Genomic DNA, 809 nt, shown 5'->3' on the forward strand with positions numbered 1-809 from the left:
TGCGTCCTGCCATTGCTCACCCACGCGAGGCACCCGTCGGGCCGAAGTACCGCCAGATGATTGAAGCGCTCAACCCGCCGCACCAGCTCGGCGCGCGACACCTCGCCCGAACCCAGCACCTCGCGCAGCATGAAGCCCACCGCGAGACGTGCCGGGAACTGGCCTAGAGTCACGTCCTTCCCCAGCAGAGTCTCGAGGAGCCGCGTGGCCTGGGTCGGAGTGAGCGGGCCGCCCGGAATCGGACGCTCGTCCCGCGCCGCAAGTCCCGCGTTCGTCAGCAGAGACTCCCACGCATCCAAATTCAGAGGCAGGCTCGCGACAGCTCCTCCAGCGGCCACCCCTACGGTGCTGTCCTCCCCAGTTGATGTGTCTTCGCGGAAGACCCGATGGCGCCGCTTCCGCTCGTCGTCGTCCGAGGACGAGGCCATCGCACGTGGCGGGCTGATGTGCCGGGGCTCCCGGGTGGGCTCCCCACCAGACACGCGCGGCGCGAAGCCAAGGGCTCCACCACGCCCGGGAGCGCGCGACACGGAGGCACATCCCGTGGCCAGCAGGACCACGGCAAGCAGCAGGGCGTTAGCGCGCATTGTCCACCCCCAGCCCCACTGATGCGAAGGCGCCAGGCCGCAACGTCCCGTCCGTCGTGGGGAACAACAGCGTGCCGCCCGTCCCGAGCGCGTAGAACTTCCCTCCCAGGAACCGCCAGCGCACTTCCGCCGCCCCCAGGTAGCGAGCCCCCGGCTTCCCAGCTCCGACGGCGAGCCCCTTCACGGCCACTTCCAGGCTGCGCTCGAAGAGCTGCACCGCCA

The 809-nt window shown here is 70.1% G+C and carries 1 pseudogene; it reads right to left on the minus strand.

Annotated features, from left to right (window positions below):
* Positions 1–576: 576 nt before the first annotated feature.
* Positions 577–809: pseudogene (locus tag FJV41_RS49380) on the minus strand (hypothetical protein); the annotation flags it as partial.

The organism is Myxococcus llanfairpwllgwyngyllgogerychwyrndrobwllllantysiliogogogochensis (assembly GCF_006636215.1).
GTDB classification, from domain to species: Bacteria; Myxococcota; Myxococcia; order Myxococcales; family Myxococcaceae; genus Myxococcus; species Myxococcus llanfairpwllgwyngyllgogerychwyrndrobwllllantysiliogogogochensis.